This is a genomic window from Mesorhizobium sp. M4B.F.Ca.ET.214.01.1.1 (genome assembly GCF_004791545.1).
Taxonomy (GTDB): domain Bacteria; phylum Pseudomonadota; class Alphaproteobacteria; order Rhizobiales; family Rhizobiaceae; genus Mesorhizobium; species Mesorhizobium abyssinicae.
This window is the reverse complement of record NZ_SRUX01000005.1, coordinates 145,888-165,827: the sequence shown is the minus strand read 5'-3', so window position 1 is coordinate 165,827 and position 19,940 is coordinate 145,888. Positions and strand designations below refer to the sequence as shown.

Here is a 19,940-nt window from a genome sequence, read left to right as displayed (position 1 = left end):
GCTTCCTGACAAGAAAATGACGCATGCATGATCCAGGGATGAGCGAGGCGAAAAGCATGTTCGAGACACGCGAGGGCGAAAGGCAACTGGAAGCCGATCCAGCCGCCATGTCGTCGGACGGCCATGTCGTCTTCATCGGCCGCATCGCCTCGCCATGGACGAGCCGCGAGACCTGCCCGAAGAACATGCGGGCCGCGCGGGAGGCGGGACAGCCCGCGGTGCTGACGATCGACCCGGCCTATCGCGAGGGCCTTGCCGGGCTGGATCGCGCCAGCCATGTCATCATCCTGTCCTGGTTCGATCAGGCGCCACGGAATCTGATTTTGCAGAAACCTCGTCATGCGGCTGAGCCGAAAGGCGTTTTTTCGCTGCGCTCCCCTGCCCGGCCGAATCCGATCGGGCTGCACGTGGCAAAGCTCGTCGCGCTCGACATCGAAGCCGGACGTCTCGATCTCGATGCCATAGACGTGCTCGACGGTACGCCGGTCATCGACGTCAAACCCTATTTCGCCTCGACCGATGCATTTGCCGAGGCAGTCATTGCCGGACGCGACGAGCGATGAAAGCGCCGACCAATCGCCGCCGCGCCATCGCCAAGGCGCTGACCACGCTGTTGCCGCTGGCACCCTACGCCGACATCGAGAAGATCCGCGCCGACGCCGGCTCGGCGCGTCTGCACAATCTGCCGGCGTCGATCTCCGTCTGGCTGGCGACGATCGCCCATATCCGCCACGTCCACACCGACTACGAGAAGCTCTTGGCCGAGGGCTATGACCGCGACTCCGCGCGCTTCTTCGTCATCGAACAGACCAACATCGTGCTGACCCGCTGGCGCGCCACGCGCCTGCTCGAGTCGGAAGACGAGGACGACGAATGAAGCAGCGCCACGGGCGCACTGTCGGCGCCACTTGAGCCTCTGACGAGGCCAAACAGCACCGGTTGGCTGGCTCTATTTCATTCGGGGCGGCGCGCTAGCCTGCCCTCGACTATCGAGCGGGGACGAATGCGATGAGCCAGAACGCTGCAAGGACACCCACCGGAGCGCTGCCCTTGCTGTCCGATCGCCACGTCGATCCGCATGCCTATCCCCAGGGCGTTGCCTTCCTCGATGGCCAATACCTGCCGATGTCGCAGGCCAAGATCTCGGTGCTCGACTGGGGCTTCCTGCATTCGGATGCCACTTACGACACCGTCCATGTCTGGGACGGCAGCTTCTTCCGGCTGGACTTGCATCTCGACCGCTTCTTCGGCGGACTGGAGAAGCTGCGCATGACGATCCCGTTCGACCGCTACGGTGTCACCGAGATCCTGCACAATTGCGTCGCGCTGTCCGGCCACCGCGCCGCCTATGTCGAGATGCTGTGCACGCGCGGCGCCTCGCCGACCTTCAGCCGCGACCCGCGCCAGGCGGTGAACCGCTTCATGGCTTTCGCCGTGCCGTTCGGCTCGGTCGCCAATGCCGAACAGTTGCGCCGCGGCCTGCATGTCGCGATCAGCGACAAGGTGCGCATCCCGCCGGCCTCGATCGACCCGTCGATCAAGAACTACCATTGGCTCGACCTGGTGCGTGGCCTCTACGACGCCTATGACCGCGGCGCCGAGACCGCCCTGATCCTCGATTTCAACGGCAATGTCGCCGAAGGCCCGGGCTTCAACGTGTTCCTGGTCAAGGACGGCAAATTGTCGACGCCGGCGGTCGGCGTGCTGCCCGGCATCACCCGCCGCACCGTCTTCGACCTCTGCGCCGAGGCCGGCCTTTCCGCTGCAGCGGTCGATGTCGGCGTCGCCGCCCTGAAAGCAGCCGACGAGGTTTTCATCACCTCGACCGCTGGCGGCATCATGCCGGTGACGGCGATCGACGACGCCCCGGTCGCCGACGGCAAGGTCGGCCCGATCACCAGCCGGCTGATGGGGCTCTACTGGAAGAAGCACCAGGACCCGGCCTGGTCGAGCCCGGTGCGATATCCCTAGCTCGCCGCCCAAGGTGCGCAGCGATTGAGGTCAGGCCGGCCTCACCTGAATCTCAGCGGATGCTAGGCTCGATAGATCCACTGCTCGGGCACCCGCACCGAGATCTCCTCGCCGGTCCTGATCGTGCCCGGCTTCTCGACCCAGGCGACGATGCCACGCAGCCGCTTCGCCGCTTTCGGGAACAACAGCGCGCCGGCCTCGTGGTCGGCCATGCCGGCATTCTCGGCGACCGAGCGTCCGGCGATGCGGCATGGCCCATTCTGGGCGTCGACCTTGATCGTGACGCCGCCCTTGAAGAACAGCAGCGTGCCGGACGGAAGCATGGAGAGATGCGGCAGCCCTTCGATCAGTAGATTGGCGCCGATCCATTCCGGCTTGATCTCGGCCAGGCCCATTCGCTCCGCGACGATGGCCAATTCGTCCGCCGCCACGATCGACAACTGCCGCTCGTTGCGCATCTCGGTGCCGCGCGGATACCAGGGCTCGCGGCCGCCGGAGCGGCGCGTGGCGCCGGCATGAAAGTCGCCGTCTATGCCGTCGAAGCCGAGCCGCAGCTCCTCAACCGCCCGCGTCTCGAAATGATCGAACGGCGCGACGTAAAGTGCCGAAACCTTCGCTGCGAGCTTGCGTGCGGGGACGATCTCGGCAGGGGTCTCCGCCGCGGGGAACAGATCCAGTGTGCTTGCCGTCTCTTGCATGCCCTGACTTAGCCGATGTCGCCGGACAGGGTCCAGTCGAAAGCACTGATGATCCAATCAAGCGCCTTTATGCCGATCTCGCCGATCACGATCTTCTTACCCCGATTTTCGCCTTGCGCCGCATTGCCGCCGCGCCATGACGATCCGATAGTGATGTCACGGAGGAGGCTTCCATGCATCCCGCACCGGCAATCGCGGCGCTCTGGCTGTTCTGGGTCGTGTCCTGGCTGGCGGCCGCCTTCTGGGCCGACCCGGCGGCAAAACGCGCCGGCTTTCGGGAGGAAGCGCGCTACCGCGCCCTGTGGACGATCGGCGCGATCCTACTGTTCGTGCCGCCGCATGGTTATGTCGGCAGGCTTCGGCTCTGGATGCCGACCCTCACCGAAGCCTGGATCTGCGTCGCCCTGGTCGCGGTCGGCCTCGCCTTCTCCTGGTGGGCGAGGCTGCATCTCGGCCAGCTGTGGTCGGGCACCGTCACCGCCAAGGCCGATCACCGCGTCGTCGATACCGGCCCCTATAGGCTGGTCCGGCATCCGATCTACACCGGCCTGCTTGTGGCGATACTCGCCACCATGGCGGCGAAGGGCACGGTCTGGGGCGTGGCCGGCGCCGCCTTCCTCATCGTGGGCATCGTCGTGAAGGCCAGGCTTGAGGAGAGCTTCCTGCGCGGCGAGCTCGGTACGGCCTATGACGACTATGCCAGGCGCGTGCCGATGCTGCTGCCGTTTGCACCAAACTTGGCGCCAAAGTGTGTTTGAAGCCGCCGTTTGCAGGCCGGCCTCACCTACCTCACAGCATCTTCAGCAAGGCGCCGCCAATCGAATAGCCGGCGCCGAAGGCGCAGATCAGGCCGAAATCGCCGGCCTTCATGTCGGCGTGGTTTTCCGACAGCGCGACGATGGCGCCGGCGCCGGCGGTGTTGCCTAGCCGTTCCAGCACCATCGGCGCGCGGTCATGGTCGACCTCATGGCCGAAGGCGAGCTTGAGGATCATGGCATTCATGCGCGCGTTGGCCTGGTGCAGCCAGAACCGCCGGATGCCCTGCGGCGTCAGCCCGTGCTCGGCCAGGAACTCGACGATGAATTTGTGGCCGGCGACGGTGACTTCCTTGAACACCTTGTTGCCGACCTGCTTGATCAGATTGCCCTCGAGATCGATCCTGTAGGGATCGTCCTGGGCGGTGCGGGTGTGGTAGCCGAGATTGGTACGGATGTTGTTCGACATCTGCGTCCAGGTGCGCGTGTCCAGCACCTCGAAGCGCCCCGGCCGCTTCTCGCCCTGCTCAAGCCCCTCGACGATCATGGCGACCGACGCATCGCCGAAGATGAAATGCGTCTGTCGGTCGCGGAAATTGAGATGGCCGGTGATGATCTCCGGCGTCGAGACCAGCACCCGCTTGTGCGCGCCCGCCCGCACGAGGTTGGCCGCTATGTGCAGCGCAGCCGCGGCGGAAGAGCAGCCGAGCCCCATGTCGAAGCCGGCGCCCTTCGTGCCCAGCGCCTGCTGCATCTCGATGGCGATCGCCGGATAGGGCCGCTGCTGGTGCGAGGCCGAGCAGATGACAAGGTCGATGTCGGATGGTTGCAGGCCGGCATGATCCAGCGCCTTCCTCGCCGAGGCGATGCCGAACTCGGCCTGCAGCGACAGCGCATCGTCCGGCCGCGCCGGAATGCGCGGCGCCATGCGGGTCGGGTCGAGAATGCCTTCGCGCTCGACCACATGACGGGTCCGGACGCCCGAGGCATGGACGATGAAGTCGCTGTCCGACTTCTGCAGCAGCGCCTCGCCGGTGACCTCGCGGCGCGCATTCTCCGTGTTGACCCAGGCGTTGAAGCTGGCGACCAGCTCTTCATTGGTGATGACAGGTCTAGGGATTTCAGCGCCGATGCCGCTGATGATGACGCGATGCATTTCCAATCCGTCCCCTGCGCGGGCGTTGCGGCTTGATGTGAGCGCCAGGGCTCCCGGCGCAACACTTGTCGCATTTGGCCGGTTTATGCCAGCTTAAATCGAATGCTTTGAATTACCAGGCGCAGACCTTGGTGTTGGTCTGCGGATTGTTCCAGCAGGCGCCGTCGTCGCGGCTGCGCACGAACTGCCCAGGCAGCGACACGTTGCGGCGACCGAAATTGATATAGCCATAGGCAAAGCCCGGGCCGTCGATTTCAAGCACATAGGTGGGATAGCCGGGCGCTGAGATGCGGAAACTGCCGTCGCTGCCGATAGTCCTGTAATTGCAGGAGAAATAGCCGTCATCCGTGGTGTAGCAGCGCGCCCGCTTTGCCTCTGCCGACATCGAAAAGGCAAGCAGCGCGGCCACGCCCACGCAGCCGCCCAGGACAATCTTCCCCAGCGCCATAGTCTACCCCCGCCACCTGGACCACCGGTCACGATCTAGGCTGAAGACTGCGCATGGCGACGAATTCCGGTCAAGTACTCGTGATGAGCGCGGACGCGGTGCGGCTAACGCTTCTTAGAGCAATTCCAGGAAAAGTGTGTAGCGGTTAGGCTCGGCGACTTCGCCGTAGCCTTCCGTCCGGAATTGCGCAGAAACAAGAACTTAGATCGGACGGCGCGCGACGATGAAGATGCGGGGAAAGCGCAGCAGCACCTTGCCGTTCGCCGTCTTCGGATAAGCCTTCGCGATCCTTGCCGTGTAGCTCTTGAGGAACAGCTTGCGCTCCTCCGCGTCGAGCGGATCGAGAAACGGCTTCAGCCCCGTCGACTTCACCCATTCGACGATCGCCTCGGCATCGGCGAGCGGGTGGTTGTAGATTGTGTGCCAGATGTCGAGCCGGTCGGAGTGCGGCGACAACAGGTCGTAGTAGAACGACACCGGCGGCAGCGGCTCGCGCGCGGCACCTTTCAGCTTTTCGGCGAACGGCATCTCGGCCGCCGTCTCGCGCATGGCCCGGTGCGACGGCTCGCCGAGATTGTCGGGCATCTGCACGGCCAGCGTGCCGTGCGGGCTCAAGAACCCCATCAGCCGCTGGAACACGGCAGGATGTTCCGGCAGCCATTGGAACACCGCATTGGCGAAGATGACGTCGACCGGCTTCTCCGGCTGCCAGGCGGAAGCGTCGGCGAGCCCGAAGGTCACGTTCGGCAGCCGCGCCCTCGCCTTCTCGATCATGTCGGGCGAAGTGTCGAAGCCGCTGACCTCGGCATCCGGCCAGCGCTGGACCAGAAGCTCGGTCGAGTTGCCCGGCCCGCAGCCGATGTCGACGACGCGGCGCGGGAAGTCCACCGGCACCTGCGCGACGAGATCACGCGCGGGCCGCGTGCGCTCGTCCTCGAATTTCAGATATTGGGCGGCGGACCAGTCGGCCATTTCGGAACCGCTTCGTTCGCCGCCCTCGGCCAATATTACCGCGTCAGCCGCTTGTGCGTCATGCGGTGCGGGGTTGCCGCTTCGGCGCCGAGGCGACGCAGCTTGTCCTTCTCATATTCCTCGAAGTTGCCCTCGAACCATTCGACATGCGCATCGCCCTCGAAGGCGAGCATGTGCGTCGCCATGCGGTCGAGGAACATGCGGTCGTGGCTGATGATGACGGCGCAGCCGGCATAGGCTTCCAGCGCGTCTTCCAGCGCGGCCAGCGTTTCGGTGTCGAGGTCGTTGGTCGGTTCGTCGAGCAGAAGCACGTTGCCACCGCCCTTCAGCATCTTGGCCAGATGCACGCGGTTGCGCTGGCCGCCCGAAAGGTTGCCAACCTTCTGCTGCTGGTCGCCGCCGCGGAAGTTGAAGGACGAGCAGTAGGCGCGGCTGTTGACCTCGTGCTTGCCGAGCTTGATCACCTCGGCGCCGCCGGAGATTTCTTCCCACACCGTCTTGTTCCCATCGAGCGCATCGCGGCTCTGGTCGACATAGCCGAGCTTGACCGTCTCGCCGATGCGGACCGTACCCGCATCCGGTTTTTCCTGGCCGGTGAAGGTCTTGAACAGCGTTGTCTTGCCGGCGCCGTTCGGGCCGATGACGCCGACGATGCCGCCCGGCGGCAGCCTGAACGACAGGTCCTCGATCAGCAGCTCGTCGCCAAAGCCCTTGTTCAGGCCTTCGACCTCGATGACGACATTGCCGAGCCGCTCGCTCGACGGAATGACGATCTGGGTGTCGGTCGGCTTGCGGTTCTGCGACTGCTCGACCAGTTCCTCATAGGCCTTGATACGCGCCTTCGACTTGGTCTGGCGCGCCTTGGGCGAGGACTGGATCCACTCGCGCTCGCGCCAGATCGACTTCTGACGCGCGTCGTCTTCGCGGCCTTCCTGGATCAGGCGCTTGGCCTTGGCGTCGAGATATTTGGTGTAGTTGCCCTCGTAGGGAATGCCGCGGCCGCGATCGAGCTCCAGGATCCAGCCGGTGACGTTGTCGAGGAAGTAGCGGTCGTGGGTGATGATCAGCACCGAGCCCGGATAGTCGCGCAGATGCTTTTCCAGCCATTGCGTGGTCTCGGCGTCGAGGTGGTTGGTCGGCTCGTCGAGCAGCAGCAGGTCGGGCTGCTCCAGCAGCAGCCGGCACAGCGCCACGCGGCGGCGCTCGCCGCCCGACAGGTTGGTCACCTCGGAATCGGCCGGCGGGCACTGCAGCGCGTCCATCGCCATCTCGACCTGCTGCTCGAGGTCCCACAGGTTCAGCCTGTCCATCTCGTCCTGGAGCTTGGCGGACTCGTCCGCCGTCTCGTCGGAATAGTTCATCATCAGCTCGTTGTAGCGCTCGATGATGGCGGTCTTCCTGGCGACGCCGTCCATGACGTTTTCACGCACGGTCTTGCTGTTGTCGAGGTGCGGCTCCTGCGCGAGGTAGCCGACGGTCGCGCCTTCGGCCAGCCACGCTTCGCCCTGGAACTCCTTGTCGAGCCCGGCCATGATGCGCAGGATGGTCGACTTGCCCGAGCCGTTGGGCCCGAGAATGCCGATCTTGGCGTCCGGGTAGAAGGACAGATGAACGTTATCGAGCACCTTCTTGGTGCCATAGGCCTTCGACAGGCCGGACATGTGATAGATGAACTGGCGAGCCACGCGCGCTTTCCCTGAGAGTTGCTGGATGTCGGAATGAATGGGATTGCGCGCTATGTAGGCGATGCCGTGCCGATCGGCAATCGCTTTCGGCGCCGCGGCCCGATCAGGAAACGCTCGTCTGCCTGCAAGCATTCGGTTGCCATCGCCCTTTTTCGGCGCGCCAAGCGTCGATGCGCAAGCACCGATTAATCATTTCCCGGCAAAACGGAGGTGGATGACAATCGCCGGTTGCTGGCGATTTCAGCGAAAAGGACGGATCGACGGCGTGTTGAACGGTTTCCTGCTCCTTGCCGAAGCGGTTCTCTATTTCGGCGTCATGGTCACGCTGTTCCGCTTCAGGGCGCGCATCGGGCTCGGCGTCTTCGTCTGCGCGCTCGGCGTCATGCATTTCCTGGAAACCTATCTGGCCAGCGTCTTCTATGTCGCCCTGCCCTTCGGCATGGTCTCGCCGGGCTCGGCGGTGCTGTTCTCGGGCAAGCTGGTGATGCTGCTCCTGCTTTACGTCAAGGAAGACGCGGCGACGGTGCGCCAGCCGATCTATGGCCTGCTGCTCGGCAATGCCCTGATGATCGGCCTGGTGCTGATCCTGCGCTTGCATTCGATCTCACCGCTTCCCGACGGCAAGCTTCCCGACATCGGTTTCATCGACCAGATGGGCTGGCTAATGGTGTGGGGGACGTCGCTGCTGTTCATCGACGCCATTCTGATCATCCTGCTCTACGAAAAGCTCGGCCGCTATCTTCGCGCTCGACCCTTCGCCCGCATCCTGGTGTCTGTCGCCTGCGTCCTGACCTTCGATCAGGCCGGCTTCTTTACCGCACTCCATTTCGTCGCCGGCGCGCCGATCGAGGTCTTCTTCGGCGGCTGGTTCGCCAAGATGGCGGCGGCGCTGGCCTATAGCGGCATGCTCGTCGCCTATCTCAGATGGGTCGAGGACCACGACATTGCGCTGCCGCGCGGCCTCTCGGACATTTTCGACACGCTGACCTATCGCGAGCGTTACGAAGCGCTGGTCAAGCATGTGGGACGCGACGGCCTGACCGGCCTGCTGCATCGCGGCAGCTTCGAGACCGACGGCCAGACCGCGGTCGCCCGCAGCCGGAGCACCTTAAGGCCGCTCAGCTTGCTGATCGTCGACGTCGACCATTTCAAATCGATCAACGATCGCTTCGGCCATGCCGAGGGCGACAAGGTGCTGAAGTCGATCGCCACCGTGCTGACCGACGTCGCCGGCGCCGAGCAAAAGGTATTCCGGATAGGCGGCGAGGAATTCGCCATCCTGACCGAGCAGCCGCACGCCGTCGCAAGGCTGCTCGGCGAAAGCATCAGGCATGCGGTCAAGGCATCCGCCAGCACCAGCAGGTTCGAGCTGACCGTCAGCGTCGGCGTTTGCACCCTTGGCGAGGCCAGCAACTCGCTGGCCGATATCTTCGCGCTGGCCGACGAACGTCTCTACAAGGCCAAATCGGCGGGGCGCGACCGCGTCATCGGCGAACTGGGCGACGACGAGGCCGAAAATCCCGGCATCTGGACGAGATCGGCGTAAGGCGCCGGTGGCGGAGCGAAGCGCCCCCGCCCGGCTTACTGGAAACCGGTCGGGTCGACCGTGCCCTTCGGGCAGCCCGCCTTGGAGGTCGGCGCGGAAGCCAGCATCAGGCTGCCCAGCGTGCTGTCGGGGCCGATAGTGCCCGACAGCCCGAGCGTCAGCTCGCCGATCATGCGCCTGCCGCTCGAGGGGTCGACCAGGCAGGAGACACGGACCCGGTTGCCGGCGCCGGCGCCGAAGGCGCTGTCGAAAGCATTGCGGATCTGATCCGACGTCAGCTGCTTGCCGATATGCTTGGTGAAGAGATCGCGCACCGGCGACGCGTTCACCGCCCGCATCAGGTTCAACGCATCCGAGAAATACTCTTGCTGGCTCTTGCCGTAGCAGGTGCCGTGCTTGATCCATTCATGGCGCTCCAGCTTGGAGGCGGTGCCCGGCATCACCTGATCGAGCTCGGCGCGGGTACTCGCATCGAGGTCGACCTTCGGCAGGTCCTGCCAATGGGCGGGATTGTCGTTGGCCTTGTCGCTTGCCGACACCTGGCAATAGAAGTTGCCGTTCGGCTGCGGCCACAGCCCATGCAAGGCGAAATGCGTGGCGTCGAAGCCGGCCTTCGACTGCGCCTGGCATTCGGGCTTGCTGGACTTGGTCTCGCAGAAGGCCGGTTGCCAGCTCAGCGCGAAGACATATTCCGGCTTGCCGGAGCCAGGCTGCGCCGGCTTGTTCTGCTCGACGGGCGCCGGCGTCGCCGCAGCACTGGCGCCGGTGACATGGCCGCAGCCGATCTTCACCCAGCGGCGATCCGGATCGGCGCCCGGCACGAGGATGAGGTAATGCGTCGGCTCGTCCTTGTTGCCCGCTAGCAGCTGGTAGCTTTGCCCGGCCGCGGTCGATACGTTCCCGGGGTTCTTGCCGCTCTTGATCGCCTGCGTCGCCGGACAGGCGGCATCGGCCACGAAGCTGCCGCTCATCTTCACATCGGCCCGCGCTGCTCCGGCGAGCGCCGTGACGGCGGCAGCCAACAAAAAAGCAAAACCTGTCCGCATCCCCGCACCTCGGCTCAAAATGTCGCGGCACACACTGCCGCTGTCTCCGTGTCAGAATTGCGATGGCCCGCGCCGCAGGAGAAGAAGCCCACAGCGCAAAATCAGCCGGGCCGCATTGACCTAAAACCGGCGCCAGCGCAAACAAAACTCTCGTGAGCACGAGAAGGGCGTCGGGGGGACGAAGCGAAATGCCATTCAGCCAGCAGCGCATGGTCAAGTCGCCGACCGGCGCCGACCTCAACCTCTATGTGAAGCAGGCGAGCGGCCACCCGCGCGCCGTCGTCCAGATCAACCACGGACTGGCCGAGCACGCGGCGCGCTATGCCCGCTTCGCCGATTTCCTCGCCGAGCGCGGCTTTCATGTCTACGTGCATGACCACCGTGGCCATGGCGCGACCAGAGCGCCCGACGCACCGCTCGGCAAGTTCGCCGATGCGGATGGCGGCGCCAAGGTCATCGCCGATGTCACCGCCATTCATGACCTGATCGCCGGCGAGCAGCCGGGCCTGCCGGTCATCCTCTTCGGCCATTCGATGGGCGCGTCGGTGGCATTGAACTTCCTTCTGCGTCATTCGGCGCGCGTCCATGCCACCGCGATCTGGAACGGCAATTTCTCGCAGGGCCTGCTTGGGCAGCTGGCGCTCGCCATCCTCGGCTGGGAAAGGATGCGGCTGGGCTCCGACGTGCCGTCAAGGCTGCTGCCGAGGCTGACCTTCCAGGCCTGGGGCAAGGCCGTGCCCAACCACAAGACGCTGTTCGACTGGCTGTCGCGCGACGAGGCCGAGGTCGCGAAATACGTCGCCGATCCGCTCTGCGGCTGGGATGCCTCGGTGTCGATGTGGCGGGACGTCGTCCAGATGGCGATCTACGGCGGCAGCGACGGCAATTTTTCCGGCGTGCGCCGCACCCTCCCCATCAACCTGCTCGGCGGCGAGAAAGACCCCGCCTCGGATTACGGCAAGGCGGTCAACCACCTCGCCGGGCGCATGCGGGGGATGGGCTTTTCGAATCTGGTTTCAAAGGTTTACCCGGAGACCCGCCACGAAAGCCTGAACGAGGTGAACCGGGACATCGTGATGGCCGATTTTGCCGCATGGGCGGACAAAGTTCTCAAAGCGTGAGGCGGTTGGCCCATCGCAAGGGCCGTGACAGCAGCGGCGGGGATTGATAGAGGCTGCGCTTTCGACCCAACACGGTGATCCATGGCCGAGCCTCCGCTGAAAGGCATACGCGTTATCGAACTCGCCCGCATCCTCGCCGGGCCCTGGGCGGGGCAGTTGCTCGCCGATCTCGGCGCCGATGTCATCAAGGTCGAGAGCCCGGACGGCGGCGATGACACCCGCAAATGGGGCCCTCCCTTCGTCATGAGCCATGACGGCGAGAACCTGTCGGCCGCCTATTATCACTCCTGCAATCGCGGCAAACGCTCCATCGCCATCGACTTCTCCAAGCCCGAGGGCGCCGATACGCTGCGCCGATTGGTCGCCAATGCCGACGTGCTGATCGAGAACTTCAAGCTCGGCGGGCTGAAGAAATACGGGCTCGACTACGAGAGCCTGAAGACGATCAACCCGCGCCTCGTTTATTGCTCGATCACCGGTTTCGGCCAGGACGGACCGTATGCGCCACGCGCGGGCTATGACTTTATCATCCAGGCCATGGCCGGCATGATGTCGATCACCGGCGAGGCCGGCCGCGAGCCGCAGAAGGCCGGCGTCGCCATTTCCGACCTGTTCACCGGCCTCTATTCGGTGATCGCCATCCAGGCCGCACTTCGCCATGGCGAGAAGACCGGCGAGGGCCAGCACATCGACATGGCGCTGTTCGACAGCCAGATCTCGGCGCTCGGCAACCAGAACCTCAACTATCTGGTCTCCGGCAAGTCGCCGGTGCAGATGGGCAACGCGCATATGAACATCGCGCCCTACGAGGTGCTGCCGGTGAAGGACGGCCACATCATCCTGGCCGTCGGCAACGACGGCCAGTTCCAAAAATTCTGCGCGGCGGTCGGCCTCGACGATCTGCCGTCGAACCCGGATTTCGCTACCAATCCCGCCCGCGTCGCCAACCGGGCGAGACTGCGCGAGCGCATCATCGAGGCGCTCAAGGCCCTTGATCGCGATCCGCTGCTGACGAAGCTCGAAGCGGCAAGCGTGCCGGCGAGCCCGATCAACACGATCGGCCAGATGTTCGACGATCCGCAGACGATTGCGCGCGGCATGCGGCTCGATCTCGACGACGGCCACGGCAATCGCCTGCCCTCGGTGCGCGCGCCGATGGTGATGTCCGGCACGCCGCTGGTCTATGAGCGCCCCTCGCCGCGTCTTGGCGAACACACCGAGGAAATCCTGGCCGAACTGGAGAGATCAGCGAAATGAAAACCGGCGGACAACTGATCGTCGAGGCGCTTGAAGCCAACGGCACCGACCGCATCTTCTGCGTGCCCGGCGAATCCTATCTCGCGGTGCTCGACGCGCTGCATGACTCGCCGATCCGCACCATCGTCTGCCGCCAGGAAGGCGGCGCCGCGATGATGGCCGACTGCCAGGGCCGGCTGACCGGCAAGCCCGGCATCTGCTTCGTCACCCGCGGCCCCGGCGCCACCAACGCCTCGGCCGGCATCCACATCGCGATGCAGGATTCGGTCCCGGTGATCCTGTTCATCGGCCAGGTCGCCAGCCACGCCAAGGAGCGCGAGGCCTTCCAGGAGGTCGATTACAAGCGCTTCTTCGGCGACATCGCCAAATGGGTGGTCGAGATCGACGATGCCTCGCGCATCCCCGAATTCGTCACCCGCGCCTTTGCCGTCGCGACCTCCGGCCGCCCCGGCCCGGTCGTCATCTCGCTGCCCGAGGACATGCTGACCAGCGTCGTCGAGGCGCCTGAAGCACTGCCGCACACGCCGGTCGAGACACGCCCCGGCGAGGCTGAGCTCGACGCGCTGGAAAAGCTTCTCGCCGGCGCCAAGCGCCCGTTCGTCATCCTCGGAGGCACGCGCTGGGACGAGCAAGCGGTGGCGCGGATGCACGCCATCGCCGAGGCATGGTCATTGCCCGTAGGATGCTCCTTCCGCCGCCAGATGCTGTTCGATCATTTGCATCCGAACTACGCCGGCGATGTCGGGATCGGCATCAATCCGAAGCTGGCGGCGCAGGTCAAGGCAGCCGATGTCGTGCTCATGCTTGGCGGCCGCCTGGGTGAGATGCCGTCTTCCGACTACACGTTGCTGAAAAGCCCCTACCCCGACCAGGCACTGGTGCATGTCCATGCCGATGCCGGCGAGCTCGGCCGCGTCTACCGGCCGACTATAGCCATCAACGCTTCGCCCGCCGCCTTCGTCGAGGCTTTCGCCAAGCGCAAGCCTTCGGCCAAGCCCTCCTGGGCGGCCGAGACGGAAAAGGCGCATGCCGCCTATCTCGAATGGTCGACGCCGCCGCAGACCGGCCCGGGCTCAGTTCAGATGGGGCCGATCATCGAGCATCTCGGAAAGGTCCTGCCGGAAGACGCCATCCTCACCAACGGCGCCGGCAACTACGCCACCTGGGTGCATCGCTTCTACCGCTCCCGCCGCTACGGCACGCAGGCGGCACCGACCTCCGGTTCGATGGGCTACGGCACGCCGGCGGCGGTCGCCGCTAAGGCGCTGAACCCGGAGCGCGAAGTCATCGCCTTCGCCGGCGACGGCTGCTTCCTGATGAACGGGCAGGAGTTCGCCACCGCAGTCCAGTACGATCTGCCGATCATCGTCATCGTCGTCAACAACGGCATTTACGGCACGATCCGCATGCATCAGGAGCGCGAATATCCGAGCCGCGTCGTCGCCACCAGTCTGAAAAACCCGGACTTCGCCGCCCTTGCCCGTTCCTATGGCGGCCATGGCGAGACGGTCGAGAAGACCGCCGACTTCGCGCCGGCCTTCGAGCGCGCGCGCGCCAGCGGCAAGCCGGCGATCGTCGAGATCAGGCTCGATCCCGAGGCAATCACGCCGACCCGCACGCTGACGCAGATCCGCGACAAGAGCTAAGCCGAAAGGCAGCCTCCTGCCTTTCTGCGCTCAACTGCGAAAGGGCGGCAAACCGCCCTTTCTGTCGGCTGACGACAAAAGGGGCGATGAACCGCCCCTTTGCGCCTTACATCGCCTTCTCGATCTGGCCGCGGATCTCGCCGTCCTTGTTGGCGGCGGTGTGGACGTTGACATAGTATTTGCCGGCCTCCAGATCGGCCGCCTGCGCATCGGTCAGCGTCGCCGATCCCTTGATCGGGCTCTTGAGCTTCTTGAACGGGATGACGGGTCCCGCATTCGCGCCCATCGCAGCCGGGCCGTGGATGTGGGCCGCAATCGCCGGTCCGCTGAGGTCGGAATATTTGACGTTCCAGCTCAGCTTCTTCTTGGCGGTGTCGAAGGTGAATGTGGCGGTTCCCTTGCCCTTGGTGGTGACAGGCGGGCTCTGCTGGCTGCCATCGAGCGTCGCCGTGTATTTCACCGTTTCGGCCAAGGCAGGAAAGGCAAGCAGGACCGACGCGGAAATGGCCAGCGCCGAGAGCATCGGCGCGAGGGGTTGAATGCGCATGGAAACCTCCGTTGTGACATCCCAAAATGGATGCACCGCCACAACGGCTTGAGGAGCCGATGTTTCCGCCCGGTAACGCCGATTTGACATCGCGCCGAAAAGGGGCGGTTACCCGCCCCTTTTTGGAGTCCACGAAGGCGGTGATCAGACGGCTGCCAACGCCTGGGTCAGGTCGGCGAGCAGGTCGTCCGGATGCTCAACGCCGATCGACAGCCTCACCGTGGTCTCGAGCACGCCGATGCGCTGGCGCACTTCGAAGGGAATACCAGAATGGGTCATGGCCGCCGGATGGCTGGCGAGCGATTCCGTTCCGCCGAGGCTTACCGCCAGCTTGAAGATCTGCAGGGCGTTGAGAAAGGCGAACGCCGCCTTCTGCCCCCCGCGAATGTCGAAGGAGAAGGTCGAGCCGGCGCCGCCGCACTGCGCCCGATAGGTGCGGCCCGAAGGCGTGTCCTCGCCCAGGAACGGCAGATAATGCACCTTCTCGACCTTGGCATGGTCGCGCAGGAATTCGGCGACCAGGCGCGCATTGTCGTTCGCGCGTTCCATGCGGATCGACAGCGTCTCCAGCGAGCGGCCGAGCATCCAGCAGGAATGCGGGTCGAGCTGCGTGCCGATCGCGCCGCGCAGCGCCTTGATCGGCTTGGTGACCGCCTTGCTGCCCATCGCGGCGCCGGCGATCAGGTCGGAATGGCCGCCGACATATTTGGTCAGCGAATAGACCGAAACGTCGGCGCCGTGTTCGATCGGCCGCTGGAACACCGGACCCAGCAGCGTGTTGTCGCAGACGATGATCGGCTTCGTCCCTTGCCCTGCGCCGATTTCGTCGGCGATCCTGCGCATCAGCGCGATGTCGACAAGGCTGTTGGTCGGATTTGACGGCGTCTCGATCAGGATGACCGACACCCGGCCCTTGGCCATTGCCGTATCGGCGGCCGCGCGAACCGCCACCTCGTCGACGCCGTCTGCGAAGCCGACCGCCTCTATGCCGAAGCCGGCGAGCGTGCGCGTCAGGAGCGTTTCGGTGCCGCCATAGAGCGGCTGCGAATGCAGGATGACGTCACCCGGGCGGGCATAGGCGAGAAGGGTCGTTGCGATCGCCGACATGCCGGACGAGAACAGGATGCAGGCGTCCGTGCCCTCGTAGACCGCCAGCCGGTCCTCGACGATCTCGCTGTTGGGATGGTTGAAGCGCGAATAGACCAGACCCGAAGCCGTGCCGCTCGAAGGTTCCTTGCGACCGGAGGTGTAGTCGAAGAAGTCGCGTCCCTCTTCCGCCGATTTGAACACGAAGGTCGAGGTGAGGAACACCGGCGGCTTGACGGCGCCCTCCGAAAGCTGCGGATCGAAGCCATAGCTCAGCATCAGCGTCTCCGGATGGAGCTTGTGGTTGCCGATGTGGGTTTTCGACGGGCGCGGCGCGGTCATGGCTATTTCCTGCTTTCGAGGAGTGTTGCCCCGCAATTTATGCCATCCCCATCATGCAGTCCTTGCTATTTTTGGGCTCGCGTGGCTGCGTTCCCGCAATGAATTGCCTGGAGAGCCCGAAAGTGCAGCAGAAGATAGCCGACGATTTCGACCGCAAGATCCTGCGTGAACTGCAAGCCGACGCCCGCATCACCAACAACGAGCTTGCCGAGCGGATCGGGTTGTCGCCGTCGCCCTGCCTGCGGCGCGTGCGGCGTTTGGAGGAAGCCGGCGTCATCAGAGGCTATACCGCCTTGGTCGATCCGGCCGCCTTCGGCTGGGGCATGGTCGCCATCGCCACCATCCGGCTCAGCCGCCAGAACGAGGACGAGATCGTCATGTTCGAGGAAGCGATCCGCGGCTGGGATGAGGTGCTGGAATGCCACCTCGTCACCGGCTCGCGCGACTATGTGCTGAAGGTGGTGGCAGGAAGCCTCGAGCAGTACGAGCGCTTCATCAAGGAAAAGATCGCGCGACTGAAATGCGTCGCCTCGATCGAGACCAGCTTCGTCATGAACACCATAAAGGAACGGCGCCTCTGAGGCGCCGTTCTCGAGATCGGGATGTCAGCGTTCAGCCGGCCTACTTGATCGCCTTGTCGGTGATCGCCGTGGTGTACGCGCCTTCCGGCTGCTTGGTGATGATCTTCTGGTCGAGCAGCGCCTTGGCGGTGCGCTCATAGGCTTCCGGAATCAGCTTGCCATCGGCATTGTCGATCAGCTTGGCGACTTCGCCCATCATCCGCTTCTGGTGATTCTCGTCCTGGCCGCCATTGTCCATGACGATGCCGGCTGCCTCGTCGGAGTTGTCCACGGCATATTTCCAGCCCTTCATCGAAGCGCGCACGAAACGCACCATCTTGTCCTCGAAGGCCGGATCCTTGAGCTTGTCTCCCAACGCATAGAGCCCGTCTTCGAGCAAATCGTTGCCCATGGCCGAGTAGTTGAACACGGTGAGCTGTTCCGGCTTGTAGCCGGCGTCGATCAGCTGCCAGTACTCGTTATAGGTCATGACCGAGATGCAGTCCGCCTGCTTCTGGATCAGCGGCTGCACGTCGAAGCTCTGCTTCAGCACGGTGACGCCGTCCGGGCCGCCCTCGGTCTTGAGGCCGAGCTTGTTCATCCAGGCGTAGAACGGATACTCGTTGCCGAAGAACCAGACGCCGAGCGTGTGGCCCTTGAAGTCGGCTTCGGTCTTGATCGGGCCGTCCTTCGGGCAGACCAACTCCATGCCGGCCTTCTTGAAGGGCTGGGCGATGTTGACCAGCGGCACGCCCTTCTCGCGCGCGGCAAGCGCGCCGCCCATCCAGTCGACGATGACGTCGGCGCCGCCGCCGGCGATTACCTGCTCGGGAGCGATATCGGGGCCGCCCGGCTTGATGTCGACGTCGAGGCCCTCGGCTTCGTAGAAGCCCTTGGCCTTGGCGACATAGTAGCCGGCGAACTGGGCCTGCGTGACCCACTTCAGCTGCAGCGTCACCTTGTCGGCGGCCATCGCCTGGAAAGCGGCCAGCGACATCGCGCCGGCCAGGACAGGAATAATCAGTCTTTTCATGTTTTTACCCTCTGAAGTTAGCACCCTTAAACCCACCGCCCCTATCCACCACGGACAGAGGGATGCCAAAACGTGACGGCTCTTTCGACAAGAGCGACCACGCCATAAAAGACCGAACCCGCCAGTGCTGCAACTGCGATTTCGGCCCAGACCATGTCGATGTTCATCCGCCCGACCTCGGTCGAAATGCGGAATCCCATGCCGACGACGGGCGTGCCGAAGAACTCCGCGACGATGGCGCCGATCAGCGCCAGCGTCGAGTTGATCTTCAGCGCGTTGAAGATGAAGGGAGCGGCGGCCGGCAACCTGAGCTTGATGAGCGTCGGCCAATAGCCCGACGCATAGGTGCGCATCAAGTCGCGCTCCATATGGCCGGAAGCGGCAAGCCCGGCGACCGTGTTCACCAGCATCGGGAAGAAGGTCATGATGATGACGACCGCCGCCTTTGACTGCCAGTCGAAGCCGAACCACATCACCATGATCGGCGCCACGCCGATGATCGGCAGCGCCGAGACCATGTTGCCGATCGGCAAGAGCCCGCGCCTGAGGAACGGCACGCGGTCGGCCGCGATCGCCGCGAGGAAGCCGGCGCCGCTGCCGACGACATAGCCGAAGATCACCGCCTTGAAGATGGTCTGTCGGACATCGGCGCCGAGTACCGGCAGCGAACCGGCGATGCGCGCGCCGATGGCGCTTGGCGGCGGCAACAGGATGAAGGGAATGCCGGCTCCCCGGGTCACCGCTTCCCAGATGATCAGGATCCAGGCGCCGAAGATCGCCGGGATGATCAGCCGCAGGGCGGTCCGCACCCAGTTCGCCACCGGGCGCAGCGAAGACAGCACCGCCACACAGCGCCATCCCAGCAGCCAGGCCGCGGCGAGCAGCAGGAAGAATGGCGCCAGCGCCGTGCCTTCATAGCCGTTTATGCCCGTGATCAGCAGCCAGGCGGCGAGATGCGCGCCGATGAAAAGCACCAGGGCCTCGACGATCGTGGACAGCCTGGCCATCGAGGCAAGAGCTGCCAGCAGCAGCAAGCCGAACATCAGCCCCTTCGTCGCAAGGTAGGGATAGTCGAAAGACGCTTCAGGTTGCGCCAGCGCCGCCGCTTCCGGCTTCGACATCGCGCCGAGTGCCAAGGCGATCAGGCATAGCAGGATCGCCAGCAGCCCTTGCCAGGATGGTTTTAGCCAACTCATGCCGGCCTCCCGCCCATGGCGCGGTCGACCAGGCGGCCGGCAACGCCGACCACCATCACCAGCAGCGCCGCCACGATGGAACCGGCGACCAGCGCCGACCAGATGTCGATGGACTGGCTGTAATAGGCGCCGGAAAGCAGCTTGGCGCCGATGCCGGCGACGGCGCCGGTCGGCAGCTCGCCGACGATGGCGCCGACCAGGCTTGCCGCCACCGCGACCTTCATCGAGGTGAACAGGAACGGCACCGATGCCGGCACCCTCAGCTTCCAGAAGGTCTGCGCGCGGCTGGCATTGTAGGTATGCATCAGGTCGAGATGCATGAGTTCCGGCGAGCGCAGACCCTTCACCATGCCGACAGTCACCGGGAAGAAAGACAGGTAGGTCGAGATCAGCGCTTTCGGGATCAGCCCGGTGATGCCGACCGCCGCCAGCACCACGATGATCATCGGCGCAACGGCCAGGATGGGGATGGTCTGCGAGGCGATGACCCACGGCATCAGGCTACGGTCGAGCGTCGCCACATGCACGATGCCGACGGCAATGACGATGCCGAGCGCGGTGCCGAAGGCAAAGCCGAGCAGCGTCGACGACAGCGTCACCCAGGCGTTGTAGACCAGGCTGCGGTTCGAGGTGACGGACCGCAGGAAGGTGTTCTCGAAGAAATTCACCGCAACCTGGTGCGGCGCCGGCAGCGTCGGCTTCGGCTGCGACAGCGTCTTGCCGATGAATTCGGCGGTGCCGGGGGTTTCGTTGGCGCGTTGGTCGAGATCGCGCTGGAACGGCGCGTTGAGGACGACGGCGAAAACGTACCAGGCGACCACCACGGCCGCGAGGATGGTTGTGACGGGGATGATTTTCGAGCGGAAGGAGTCCAT

21 protein-coding genes are annotated in these 19,940 nt (G+C 64.6%); 9 read left to right on the top strand and 12 right to left on the bottom strand.

Translation table 11 applies throughout. The annotated features are described in order from the left end of the window. Positions 1-56: 56 nt before the first annotated feature. The 3 genes from tsaA to EN857_RS12360 all read left to right on the top strand — a co-directional run bounded on the left by tsaA (position 57) and on the right by EN857_RS12360 (position 1,971). Positions 57-563, top strand: coding sequence for a tRNA (N6-threonylcarbamoyladenosine(37)-N6)-methyltransferase TrmO (gene tsaA / locus EN857_RS12370; protein WP_187331271.1), 507 nt, complete (start codon positions 57-59; stop codon positions 561-563). Then, a complete protein-coding gene (locus EN857_RS12365; RefSeq protein WP_127391914.1) occupies positions 560-877 on the top strand; it encodes a DUF2293 domain-containing protein in 318 nt (105 codons plus the stop codon). Before tsaA ends, EN857_RS12365 begins: the two co-directional genes overlap by 4 nt. Before the next feature lie 131 nt (positions 878-1,008). Then, complete coding sequence (locus tag EN857_RS12360; protein WP_127391915.1) at positions 1,009-1,971, top strand: D-amino acid aminotransferase; 963 nt, start codon at positions 1,009-1,011, stop codon at positions 1,969-1,971. A gap of 62 nt (positions 1,972-2,033) precedes the next feature. Here the strand turns inward: EN857_RS12360 and EN857_RS12355 are convergent, their stop codons facing one another. Beyond that, a complete protein-coding gene (locus EN857_RS12355) occupies positions 2,034-2,669 on the bottom strand; it encodes an MOSC domain-containing protein (RefSeq protein ID WP_127391916.1) in 636 nt (211 codons plus the stop codon). An 8-nt stretch (positions 2,670-2,677) separates the two neighbouring features. Further along, positions 2,678-2,848 (bottom strand): hypothetical protein, encoded by a 171-nt coding sequence (locus EN857_RS34675; protein WP_189379643.1) that lies wholly within the window; start codon positions 2,846-2,848, stop codon positions 2,678-2,680. Here EN857_RS34675 and EN857_RS12350 point away from each other — a divergent pair. Beyond that, on the top strand, positions 2,843-3,427 hold the full coding sequence (locus EN857_RS12350; protein WP_135858683.1) for an isoprenylcysteine carboxylmethyltransferase family protein: 585 nt from the start codon (positions 2,843-2,845) through the stop codon (positions 3,425-3,427). The genes EN857_RS34675 and EN857_RS12350 overlap by 6 nt on opposite strands. A 31-nt stretch (positions 3,428-3,458) precedes the next feature. Here EN857_RS12350 and EN857_RS12345 read toward each other — a convergent pair whose 3' ends face one another. From EN857_RS12345 to ettA, 4 genes are all read right to left on the bottom strand, one after another. Further along, positions 3,459-4,580: a beta-ketoacyl-ACP synthase III gene (locus EN857_RS12345; protein WP_127391918.1), complete on the bottom strand. Its 1,122-nt coding sequence runs from the start codon at positions 4,578-4,580 to the stop codon at positions 3,459-3,461. Between the two features lie 112 nt (positions 4,581-4,692). Next, positions 4,693-5,028, bottom strand: a complete 336-nt coding sequence (locus EN857_RS12340) for a hypothetical protein (RefSeq protein ID WP_127391919.1) — start codon at positions 5,026-5,028, stop codon at positions 4,693-4,695. 201 nt (positions 5,029-5,229) lie between these two features. Beyond that, a complete protein-coding gene (tam, locus tag EN857_RS12335) occupies positions 5,230-6,000 on the bottom strand; it encodes a trans-aconitate 2-methyltransferase (RefSeq protein WP_127391920.1) in 771 nt (256 codons plus the stop codon). Positions 6,001-6,035: 35 nt separating this feature from the next. Further along, on the bottom strand, positions 6,036-7,685 hold the full coding sequence (gene ettA / locus EN857_RS12330) for an energy-dependent translational throttle protein EttA (protein WP_127283276.1): 1,650 nt from the start codon (positions 7,683-7,685) through the stop codon (positions 6,036-6,038). Positions 7,686-7,950: 265 nt separating this feature from the next. Between ettA and EN857_RS12325 the strand changes: the two genes are divergently transcribed. Then, complete coding sequence (locus EN857_RS12325; RefSeq protein WP_127391921.1) at positions 7,951-9,231, top strand: GGDEF domain-containing protein; 1,281 nt, start codon at positions 7,951-7,953, stop codon at positions 9,229-9,231. A 35-nt stretch (positions 9,232-9,266) separates the two neighbouring features. Here the strand turns inward: EN857_RS12325 and EN857_RS12320 are convergent, their stop codons facing one another. Beyond that, positions 9,267-10,277 carry a ribonuclease gene (locus EN857_RS12320; protein WP_127391922.1) on the bottom strand — a complete coding sequence of 337 codons (1,011 nt, stop codon included), beginning with the start codon at positions 10,275-10,277 and terminating at the stop codon, positions 9,267-9,269. Between the two features lie 188 nt (positions 10,278-10,465). Between EN857_RS12320 and EN857_RS12315 the strand changes: the two genes are divergently transcribed. The 3 genes from EN857_RS12315 to EN857_RS12305 all read left to right on the top strand — a co-directional run bounded on the left by EN857_RS12315 (position 10,466) and on the right by EN857_RS12305 (position 14,301). Further along, positions 10,466-11,398, top strand: a complete 933-nt coding sequence (locus EN857_RS12315) for an alpha/beta hydrolase (protein WP_135858681.1) — start codon at positions 10,466-10,468, stop codon at positions 11,396-11,398. Between the two features lie 81 nt (positions 11,399-11,479). After that, on the top strand, positions 11,480-12,655 hold the full coding sequence (locus tag EN857_RS12310; protein ID WP_127391924.1) for a CaiB/BaiF CoA-transferase family protein: 1,176 nt from the start codon (positions 11,480-11,482) through the stop codon (positions 12,653-12,655). Beyond that, positions 12,652-14,301 carry a thiamine pyrophosphate-binding protein gene (locus EN857_RS12305; protein WP_127391925.1) on the top strand — a complete coding sequence of 550 codons (1,650 nt, stop codon included), beginning with the start codon at positions 12,652-12,654 and terminating at the stop codon, positions 14,299-14,301. The genes EN857_RS12310 and EN857_RS12305 overlap by 4 nt, the downstream gene beginning before the upstream one ends. A 106-nt stretch (positions 14,302-14,407) precedes the next feature. Here EN857_RS12305 and EN857_RS12300 read toward each other — a convergent pair whose 3' ends face one another. Next, complete coding sequence (locus tag EN857_RS12300; protein ID WP_127391926.1) at positions 14,408-14,848, bottom strand: CHRD domain-containing protein; 441 nt, start codon at positions 14,846-14,848, stop codon at positions 14,408-14,410. Positions 14,849-14,992: 144 nt separating this feature from the next. Then, positions 14,993-16,276 carry a cystathionine gamma-synthase family protein gene (locus EN857_RS12295; protein WP_135858679.1) on the bottom strand — a complete coding sequence of 428 codons (1,284 nt, stop codon included), beginning with the start codon at positions 16,274-16,276 and terminating at the stop codon, positions 14,993-14,995. Between the two features lie 122 nt (positions 16,277-16,398). Here EN857_RS12295 and EN857_RS12290 point away from each other — a divergent pair, with 122 nt between their 5' ends. Next, positions 16,399-16,857 (top strand): Lrp/AsnC family transcriptional regulator, encoded by a 459-nt coding sequence (locus EN857_RS12290; RefSeq protein ID WP_127394149.1) that lies wholly within the window; start codon positions 16,399-16,401, stop codon positions 16,855-16,857. 40 nt (positions 16,858-16,897) lie between these two features. On the opposite strand, the gene EN857_RS12285 is transcribed toward EN857_RS12290, so the two are convergent. The 3 genes from EN857_RS12285 to EN857_RS12275 are packed head-to-tail and all read right to left on the bottom strand — an operon-like array spanning position 16,898 to position 19,940. Continuing rightward, positions 16,898-17,869, bottom strand: a complete 972-nt coding sequence (locus tag EN857_RS12285) for an ABC transporter substrate-binding protein (RefSeq protein ID WP_126053856.1) — start codon at positions 17,867-17,869, stop codon at positions 16,898-16,900. Between the two features lie 41 nt (positions 17,870-17,910). Then, the gene (locus EN857_RS12280; protein WP_127393108.1) at positions 17,911-19,065 is read right to left on the bottom strand and encodes an ABC transporter permease; all 1,155 of its coding nucleotides are present in this window, start codon (positions 19,063-19,065) and stop codon (positions 17,911-17,913) included. Beyond that, entirely contained in the window at positions 19,062-19,940 is an 879-nt protein-coding gene (locus EN857_RS12275) for an ABC transporter permease (RefSeq protein ID WP_127393107.1), read from the bottom strand. Before EN857_RS12275 ends, EN857_RS12280 begins: the two co-directional genes overlap by 4 nt.